The 8702-nt window shown below is 46.5% G+C and carries 9 protein-coding genes and 1 pseudogene; 4 read left to right on the top strand and 6 right to left on the bottom strand.

From position 1 onward, the window contains the following. From AC3DOM_RS12725 to AC3DOM_RS12715, 3 genes are all read right to left on the bottom strand, one after another. On the bottom strand, nt 1-1389 hold a 1389-nt coding region (locus AC3DOM_RS12725), incomplete at its 3' end, for a LysM peptidoglycan-binding domain-containing protein (RefSeq protein ID WP_487919423.1). Continuing rightward, entirely contained in the window at nt 1376-1753 is a 378-nt protein-coding gene (locus tag AC3DOM_RS12720) for a DUF192 domain-containing protein (RefSeq protein WP_487919422.1), read from the bottom strand. The genes AC3DOM_RS12725 and AC3DOM_RS12720, both read right to left, overlap by 14 nt. A 55-nt stretch (nt 1754-1808) precedes the next feature. Further along, entirely contained in the window at nt 1809-2198 is a 390-nt protein-coding gene (locus AC3DOM_RS12715; protein ID WP_487919421.1) for a response regulator transcription factor, read from the bottom strand. A gap of 61 nt (nt 2199-2259) precedes the next feature. Between AC3DOM_RS12715 and AC3DOM_RS12710 the strand changes: the two genes are divergently transcribed. Both AC3DOM_RS12710 and ftsH read left to right on the top strand, forming a co-directional pair. Further along, nucleotides 2260-3021 (top strand): exodeoxyribonuclease III, encoded by a 762-nt coding sequence (locus AC3DOM_RS12710; RefSeq protein WP_487919420.1) that lies wholly within the window; start codon nt 2260-2262, stop codon nt 3019-3021. A 125-nt stretch (nt 3022-3146) separates the two neighbouring features. Further along, complete coding sequence (gene ftsH / locus AC3DOM_RS12705; protein ID WP_487919419.1) at nt 3147-5015, top strand: ATP-dependent zinc metalloprotease FtsH; 1869 nt, start codon at nt 3147-3149, stop codon at nt 5013-5015. 86 nt (nt 5016-5101) lie between these two features. Here ftsH and AC3DOM_RS12700 read toward each other — a convergent pair whose 3' ends face one another. The 3 genes from AC3DOM_RS12700 to AC3DOM_RS12690 are packed head-to-tail and all read right to left on the bottom strand — an operon-like array spanning nt 5102 to nt 8198. Continuing rightward, nucleotides 5102-6799, bottom strand: coding sequence for a long-chain-fatty-acid--CoA ligase (locus AC3DOM_RS12700; RefSeq protein WP_487919418.1), 1698 nt, complete (start codon nt 6797-6799; stop codon nt 5102-5104). A gap of 40 nt (nt 6800-6839) precedes the next feature. Beyond that, nucleotides 6840-7823, bottom strand: coding sequence for a tRNA (adenosine(37)-N6)-dimethylallyltransferase MiaA (gene miaA / locus AC3DOM_RS12695; RefSeq protein WP_487919417.1), 984 nt, complete (start codon nt 7821-7823; stop codon nt 6840-6842). Nucleotides 7824-7841: 18 nt separating this feature from the next. Further along, nucleotides 7842-8198, bottom strand: a complete 357-nt coding sequence (locus AC3DOM_RS12690; RefSeq protein ID WP_487919416.1) for a YraN family protein — start codon at nt 8196-8198, stop codon at nt 7842-7844. Between the two features lie 72 nt (nt 8199-8270). Between AC3DOM_RS12690 and AC3DOM_RS12685 the strand changes: the two genes are divergently transcribed. Continuing rightward, complete coding sequence (locus AC3DOM_RS12685) at nt 8271-8471, top strand: MoaD/ThiS family protein (RefSeq protein WP_487919415.1); 201 nt, start codon at nt 8271-8273, stop codon at nt 8469-8471. A gap of 140 nt (nt 8472-8611) precedes the next feature. After that, nucleotides 8612-8702: pseudogene (locus AC3DOM_RS12680) on the top strand (ATP-binding protein); the annotation flags it as partial.

Genomic DNA, 8702 nt, shown 5'->3' with positions numbered 1-8702 from the left:
GACCTGTACCTGATTGACCCAGACCTCCCAATGAAGGTGTGCGCCTGTTACGCGCCCTGTCGCCCCAACAAGACCAATCGCTTGCCCGGCTTCAATTCTATCTCCAACAGAAACATAGATTTCAGATTGGTGCCAATATCCTGTGAAAACTCCCCAGCCATGATCAATAATCGTGGCGTTGCCGCGTACAATTGTATCTCCGGCAAAGACGACCACTCCATCTGCCGCGGAATTTATCTGTAAACCCGTTCCGCCGCAAAAATCCAGCCCACTATGGAAACCATCGAAAGTAACGCTTTGGTCGTTGGCCCGATATTCACGTCTGCTCCCATAGCGAGAAGTGAAGCAATCTTCAAAGACGGATGGATTATCGAAAACCCCACTCCAGAATCGTTCAGGATTGGCTTGGGAGATCGTTTCGGTCAGTTCACCCTGCTCACCTTGGGTAATTGTTGGGTCGAGGGTTTCTGGCGGAACGATCAATATTGGATCATTTGGATAGCCACCAGAAATGATGAGTACCATCTGTTCGAAAGATTCTACTCTGCCATCAGGATAAGTTGCTTCCAGCCTGAGAGGGTACGCACCCGGCTCTGTCATCGCATGAACGCCCTGCAAGGCAACAAAATTATTTACACCGTCAGGGAAAAATTGTAGATCATATTCCTGGTTAGAAACCAGAGAGCCACTTAGCGCTACATTTTCTGCTACAGAGACTCTGATCGTAGCCGTGTCCCCCTGACCTAAAGGAAGTGTATCCACACGGGCGGATAAAAAAGCTGAGGGCAGACCATTGGCAATCTCTTCGGTGGTATCACTCGCTGGTGCATATAAAACTTCGCCAGGAAGCACAGTGGATGCACCGCTTAAATTGTTGATCTCAAGCAATATCCACGGATCACTATCCTGGCGTATGGCCTCTTCAAGCAAGGTTTCACCCGGCGCAAGGGAAACCCTTGCTGACAGGGAGGGGAGATCATCATCAAGGGGAACGATAAGACTGACACCTGCATATAGCTCTGTAGGGCTGACAAGGCGATTCAGCTTGCGGAGAATACTCTGAGGGGCCTGCGTGCGCCGTTCCAAACTACGCAGATTATCGCCATAAGGAACTGTTTCTGTTCTTAAAACGCCACTTACCCCCTCCAGCCCGGGGATGATCAGCTCCTGGCCGATGACCAAATTGCCGTCTTCAAGGCCGTTGCTTTCCATGAGATCGTCAAGATCGATATTAAATCGTGAGGCGATATCCCAAAGGGTATCTCCCGATTGGACGATATAAGTTGGGCCTTCATCAGATTCTTGTGCTGCTACGGGGGTTGGTATGAGCGAAGCGAGTAAAAGAAATAATACGACAAAAAAAGGATAGATTAATTTAAATATCTTCAAATTTGACCTTGTTTCCGATATTAAAATCATCCCAACGATCGGGATGGATTTCTAAAATATACTTGGCTATTTTTTTTGGGGCATAAGATAAATGCCAACTTTTTGCCAAGACCTTATCTACCACCGTCATGGATGAGTCAATCCATATCACTGTTAGATCAAAACTAACGGCGAGCATGTGGATGGAAGCGTCGAGGCGGCTATCCCGTTTTTGGACAAGTAGCAAGCCTTCGGTTGGCGAAAGCTCGCGTCTAAATGTTAGACCGCGTAAACGGCAAAGAAAGGAGGCGCAGTATTTGATTTGTAGAAGCGCTTGGGAGGAAATATCCAGATTATGAACGTGAATAATATGAAATGTGGACATAAAAAAATAGGGCGGCTTTTGCCGCCCAGCTCGATTCCAGGCCGTGATCTATGATCTAAGTTGCGGTTTTAGCTAACACACCTTGGACACTATCCAGGAGAGCCTGGGGGCTAAAGGGTTTGGCGATATAATCATCCACCTTGGCAATATGCAAGCCAAGTACCTTATCAACCTCTTGGGCCTTAGCTGTGACGATTATGACCGGAATTAGTCTTGTTTTTTCACTGGCTTTTAATTGCTGGTATACTTCCCAACCATCCATATCCGGCATCATAAGGTCGAGTAATATCAAATCAGGCAGTTCATTTTTGGCTGTGGAAAGCCCTTCTTTGCCACCACCTGCGCCTTGCACATCGAACCCGTGTCGGTTGAGAATCAGGCGAATCAAATCAATCATTTCTGGTTCGTCTTCAATGCAAAGAATTCGTATTTTTTTATCGTCCATAATAAGATTTGATCTTTTTTATTAATTTTGCTAAGTTTACCATAAGAAAAGAGCCGATACAATGAATATAATTACATGGAATGTAAATGGGCTTCGAGCAGCCCTGAAAAAGGGTGTTTTGAGTTGGATTACAGATCAATCGCCTGATACCTTATGTTTACAGGAAACACGCGTTTTGCCTGAGCAACTGGAAGAGGATCAGCGTAGTGTTCCTGGCTATGAGTTTATTTGGAATCCAGCTGAGAAAAAGGGCTATAGCGGTGTCTCAACCTGGACCAAGGAAACTCCGCAGGAAGTAATGTTGGGAATGAATGAGCCGCGTTTTGACTCGGAGGGGCGCGTCATTCGGACACGCTATCCCGACTTTTATTTATATAATATATATTTCCCGAATGGACGACGAGGGCATGAACGGGTCGAATATAAACTCGATTTTTACGAGACTCTCCTCGCGACCTGCGATGCCCTTCAAGCAGCAGGTGAATCAGTCATAATTACTGGTGATTTCAACACTGCCCATAACGAAATCGATTTGAAGAATCATAAATCAAATCAGAAAACTTCCGGCTTTTTACCCGAGGAGCGTGCCATGATAGACCGCTATTTGGAGCATGGCTTTGTAGATCCATTTCGGCACCTTTATCCTGAAAAGGAACAATATTCATATTGGTCTTCCCGAGGGAATGCGCGTGCCAATAATGTTGGTTGGCGGATTGACTATTTCCTGGTCTCAGAAAACTTGCTCCCGCGCGTTCAGGATGTGATCATCCATGATGATGTTCTTGGTTCAGATCATTGCCCAACTGAATTGATAATTCTGTAATAATTTGCACCGCAAGATCATCTAAATACCCAATAATCAATTATCTTAGAAAATTATATGAAAATCTCTAAATAGTGTATTTTTAGGATAGAGATTGGTATAATCTCCTCGAACAGGAGGATTCTGTGGAATCTAAACGAAGTCAATCATTTTTAGTTTATACCTTACTCTTCATTGCGATCATAGCAATGGTGTATATGAGTGTCAGGCAGGACGCAATCTCAAATGAGCCTCTGTCAATAAGCGAAGTTGCTCAGGATGTGCAGGCGCAAAAAGTCAACCGTATTCTTGTTGAAAAAGACGACAAGATTGTCGTAATCTACGGAGCGGGTGACGATGCCATTGAGCGTATTTCTCATAAAGAGCCATCCAGCACCCTGGTTGAACAGTTAATTAATTTGGGTGTTTCTTCTGAAGCTTTATCTTCTGGAAAAGTCAAGGTTGAAGCGCGTCCCCCGAGTGCATGGTCTGGATTTTTAGCCAGTGCATTATATATTTTACCGGTTCTCTTTATGGCCGGCATACTCTGGTTTATCTTTCGTCAGGCGCAGGGAAGTAATAATCAGGCGATGTCTTTTGGCAAATCTCGTGCTCGTATGTTCACAGGTGAAAACCCCACTATCACTTTTGAAGATGTGGCAGGTGTTGATGAGGCAAAAGAAGAACTGAGCGAGATTGTCGAGTTCCTGCAAGAGCCGGAGAAATTTATCCAGCTTGGAGCACGCATCCCCAAGGGCGTTCTGCTGGTTGGTGCTCCGGGTACAGGTAAAACCCTGATGGCAAAAGCTGTCTCAGGTGAAGCTGGTGTCCCCTTCTTCTCAATTTCTGGTTCTGAATTTGTCGAAATGTTCGTCGGTGTTGGCGCAAGTCGTGTTCGTGATCTTTTCGAACAAGCCAAACGTCATGCCCCTTGCATCATCTTTGTGGATGAGATCGACGCGGTCGGTCGCCAACGTGGCGCAGGATTGGGCGGTTCTCACGATGAACGTGAACAGACTCTTAACCAGATGCTTGTTGAAATGGACGGATTTGACACGGATACCAATGTGATCATGGTCGCGGCGACAAACCGCCCGGACATTCTTGACCCAGCCTTGCTTCGCCCTGGACGTTTTGATCGTCGCGTGATGCTGGATCGCCCGGATATGGTAGGACGCGAAGCCATTCTAAAGGTTCATGCCAAAGGCAAGCCCCTTGATCCCAAAGTGGATTTGGGTTCCCTCGCTCGCGGCACGCCGGGTTTTGTGGGTGCAGATCTTGAAAACCTGATCAACGAGGGTGCGCTTTTAGCCGCTCGCCGAAACAAAAAATCGATCGGTCAAGAGGATCTTGAGGAAGCGATTGAGCGTGTCGTGATGGGCCCCGAGCGCAAATCCCGTCTGATATCAGATGAAGAAAAACGGATCATCGCCTATCATGAGGCTGGACATGCGGTTGTTGGCAATGCAATTGCTGAAGCTGATCCTGTCCAAAAAGTGACTATTGTTGGACGCGGGCAGGCCGGTGGTATTACCTGGTTCCGTCCCGATGAAGATCGGATGTTGCAATCTCGCAAGAAATTGATGGCTACATTGGCTTATGCCCTTGGTGGTCGTGTTGCAGAAGAAGAAATTTTTGATGATATTACTTCGGGTGCATCCAGCGACCTCGAACAAGTGACCACGATGGCACGTATGATGGTCACTCGTCTCGGCATGAGCGAAGAACTTGGTTTGATGACCTACGGAAAAAAAGAGGAACTTATTTTCCTGGGTCGTGAAATTTCAGAACAACGCGATTATTCTGATGCGGTTGCTGAAAAAATTGACGCCGAAGTCCGCAAACTTGTAGACCAGGCATATAAAAAAGCCAAGAGTATTTTGAAAAAATATCGCAAGGAATTAAATGCGGTTGCGGATGAATTGATCGAAAAAGAAAGCATTAACCGAAAAGAGTTCGAAGCGATCTTCCCACCGCCATTTGAAAAGAAGAGTGGTACGCCACAAATCGCATAAGTTTGTAGCGCAGTATTAGAAAAATAAAACGAGGTCTTCATCAAAGAAGACCTCGTTTTATGTTTTGCTGCGATTATATTTTCTCTTTACCCTTCTGTCTCTTTATGCTGACGAACCAACTCGCGCCGCAAAATCTTGCCGACCGTTGTTTTCGGTAGCTCGTCACGGAATTCCACATGCGAGGGAACCTTATATTTTGCCAGCTTTTCTCTTGAAAATTCCTTGATTTCCTCCTCGGTAAGCGTTTCGCCTGGTTTGACCACTACCCATGCTTTTACAGTTTCACCGCGATAGGGGTCTGGAATACCTGCCACACCTACTTCGAGTACCTTCGGATGATCTGAGATCGCTTCTTCAACTTCACGTGGCCAAACCTGGAAACCACCTGGTTTGATCAGTTCTTTCTTCCGGTCAACAATATAGAAATAACCATCCTCGTCCATGCGGGCGATATCACCGGTATAGAGCCAGGTTCCACCATTCCATTCTCGCAAAGCATTGGCGGTTTCAGTGGGCATATTATGGTAGCCATGCATCACCTGCGGCCCCTTAAGGATGATTTCGCCGATTTCACCAATTGCCACCTCGGTTTCACCATCATCGAGACTTACGATCCTGCAGTCGACATCTGGCAGTGGCATCCCAATTGAGCCGGTTTTATTCACACCAGCCAGTGGATTACAGTGGGATGCAGTTGGTGCTTCAGAGAGGCCATAGCCTTCAGAAACTTTGCCACCGGTCAATTCTTCAAATTTATCTTTGGTCTCACGCATTAAGGCTGCAGATCCAGAGATGCAGGCCTTGATCGAGGATAAATCATATTTCCCTGCCAGCACATCAGGATGATTGTTGATCGCATTATATAAAGTAGGTACGGCGGGGAAGATCGAGGCGCGGTATTTGCTGATATTGTCAAGCACATCCTTGAGGTCACGAGGATTTGGAACCATCACCAGGGTAGATCCGGTTGCAAATCCAAAATTCATCCCGGCCACCATACCGTAAACATGGAAAAGCGGAATAGCCATCAGGACAACTTCTTTGCCAATCTCAAGGTTGGTCATCCATTTGGCAATTTGTAAAGAATTGGCAACAATATTGCGATGTAGTGCAACCGCTGCTTTTGGAACTCCAGTCGTCCCGCCACTATATTGGAATAAACATGAATCATCGGGACCAATATCCAGCTTGGGACGATCCGAAGGTTGATATTTTTCCAGCAAATCCTTCATCCAGATATCGCCCTCTGCTAATCCGCCTTCAATGCGGTGTCCGCCCTTTTTCTCGACGGCGAGGGTAAAAAGTACACGCGTCAGGGCCGGGAGCGTTTCCTTAAGATTGGTGACGATGATGGTCTTGACATTTGTCTGGTCTTGAGCAGATTTTACTGTCTGATAAAAATTGCTCATTACAAGCATTATTTCGATACCAGCATCTTTGGCCTGATGAGCGATTTCAGATGCTGTATATAGCGGGTTAGAGGCAACGACGACTCCCCCGGCTTTCAATACACCATAATAAGCCATTACAAACTGTGGCGTATTCGGCATAAAAATACCCACGCGGTCGCCCTTTTTCACCCCCAAATCTGCCAAAGCACCTGCCAGTGTATCCGTAATCTCATCCATTTCTTTATAAGTTACTTCTGCCCCCTTGAAAATTGTACAAGCCTTATCAGGATACTTTTGTGCGGCATCTTCCAAAAAATGGAATAATGGTTTTTGTGGATAATCAATATTCTGTGGAACACCAACATCGTAGTTCTTTAACCAGACATTTTCCATGGGGAGCCTCCTCCTATTAACTTGAGAGAAATTTCTTTGGCTATTTTATTGAATCTATTATACAGGAAAAAATCCGTTGAAACCCCATTTTGATCAACCAGTTACGGATCAATTTCTCAATGTGGATGACTGACTCCGCACTGCCCGCATCGAACCAATGGATACTGGCATCATCCTCTTTGAACCAATTGGCTTGCCTCCGTACGAAAACGCGGGTTATCCGTTTAATTTGCGTGATCGCTTCGTCCTGGGTCATCTCTCCATTTAAGATCGCCACACACTCTCGGTAACTGATCGCAGACATGCTTGGTAGCTCTGCCGCATAGCCTTCATCAAGTAACCCCTGCACCTCACCCAGCAGTCCAGCGGCGAACATTGCCTCGATGCGCAGGTCCACGCGGTCGTAGAGCTCTGCGCGGGGGCGTTTCAATCCGATTGTTAGCAAATTGTAGGGAGATGTCCCGCTTTTCCTTTGAGACGAGAATTTCTTTCCTGTTGTCAATATGACTTCCATAGCTCGGATGGTGCGGCGCACGTTTCGATAATCGATCTTAGCAGCTGCCTGAGGATCAAGGATTGCAAGTTTAGCGTGCAGCCATTCAGGCCCATTACTTTCTTTCATCTTCTCCAGTTCAGCCCTTAACCGTTCATCTGCCTCCACTTTTGGTGGGAGCCAACCCTCTGTCACAGCACGCAAATATTGGCCTGTACCCCCGACAAGGAATGGCAATTTGCCACGTTCTCGTATCTCAGCTATCGCCTTTTGTGCCGCCTTTTGGAAGGTTGCCAGTGACCAAATTTCATCAGGATCAGCTACATCGATCAGATGGTGGGGGACTCGAGCCAGCTCCTCAGCAGAGGGTTTGGCCGTGCCGATATTCATCCCGCGATAAAAAAGGCGCGAATCCGATGAGATGATCTCTCCATTGAGTCGCTCTGCAAGCTGAAGGGATAACTCTGTCTTGCCGACAGCCGTTGGGCCGATTATTGCGATGAGGGGGGGCGTTAAACTTTCAACATTCACACTATCCAACCTTCCAACTCACAGAACATCTTCAAAATGGGTGATCTTTGGCTTTACTCCCGACGGTTTTCCTTCTACAGAAACCGCATCAATTTGCCAATGCTCGAGCGCTTTCTCCTGGGAATAATATTCGGCGGCAGCGAACATATGCTCCTGTTTTCGGGCGTTGATCGATTCTTCGGGATATCCGTAGCGAGCCGAGGTCCGCGTTTTGACCTCGACGAAGACTGTGATCTCGTCACGTCGGACGATCAGGTCAATTTCGCCATAGGGAGTGCGGACATTCCGGTCCACAAGCTGATAACCCTTTTCCTGCAAATAGACGGCAGCGATCTCCTCGCCCCAACCTCCGATTTTTTGGTTATGTTTACTCATGCTCAAATCCTACGGCATGGGAGGGGGGATGTCAAGCAAGAGGTGGTAAAATCTCCCTCCAAAAGGTGAATGATGAAAAATACAACTACTCTAATTTTACGAAATCAAAAATACGAAGTCAAAGCCGGCATGACCCTGCTTTCAGCATTGAAAAAGCTTGAAATCCTCCCCGAATCTGTGATTTGTGTGCGCGAGGGTGAATTGCTGACCGAGGATAATATGTTGAAAGATGGTGAGACGATCAAGCTTGTTTCTGTTATCTCTGGTGGATGATGAAGATGAGGAACCTTATGAGGAACCCGTTCCTTCCAAAGGAACGGGTTCCTGCTGATAACCCTACTGATCTGGATTCCGAAGTCTCCACACTTTGGGATATCTAAAAATCTGAAGACTTTAGTTTTCTGAGTGAAAAAATGAAATGTAAAAAATGCGGCGGCAAGGCCGTCATCAATATGCGACAGAATAATATGGGTCTTTGCAAGGATGATTTTTTAAAATGGCTTC

It is taken from the genome of Candidatus Desulfolinea nitratireducens, from assembly GCF_982879505.1.
This window is presented reverse-complemented; position numbering and strand designations above follow the sequence as displayed.

Excerpts from the sequence above, each read along its gene's own strand:
- AC3DOM_RS12720 (WP_487919422.1), bottom strand. The coding sequence starts at position 1,753 with ATGTCCACATTTCATATTATTCACGTTCATAATCTGGATATTTCCTCC.
- AC3DOM_RS12715 (WP_487919421.1), bottom strand. The coding sequence starts at position 2,198 with ATGGACGATAAAAAAATACGAATTCTTTGCATTGAAGACGAACCAGAA.
- AC3DOM_RS12710 (WP_487919420.1), top strand. The coding sequence starts at position 2,260 with ATGAATATAATTACATGGAATGTAAATGGGCTTCGAGCAGCCCTGAAA.
- AC3DOM_RS12700 (WP_487919418.1), bottom strand. The coding sequence starts at position 6,799 with ATGGAAAATGTCTGGTTAAAGAACTACGATGTTGGTGTTCCACAGAAT.
- AC3DOM_RS12690 (WP_487919416.1), bottom strand. The coding sequence starts at position 8,198 with ATGAGTAAACATAACCAAAAAATCGGAGGTTGGGGCGAGGAGATCGCT.
- AC3DOM_RS12685 (WP_487919415.1), top strand. The coding sequence starts at position 8,271 with ATGAAAAATACAACTACTCTAATTTTACGAAATCAAAAATACGAAGTC.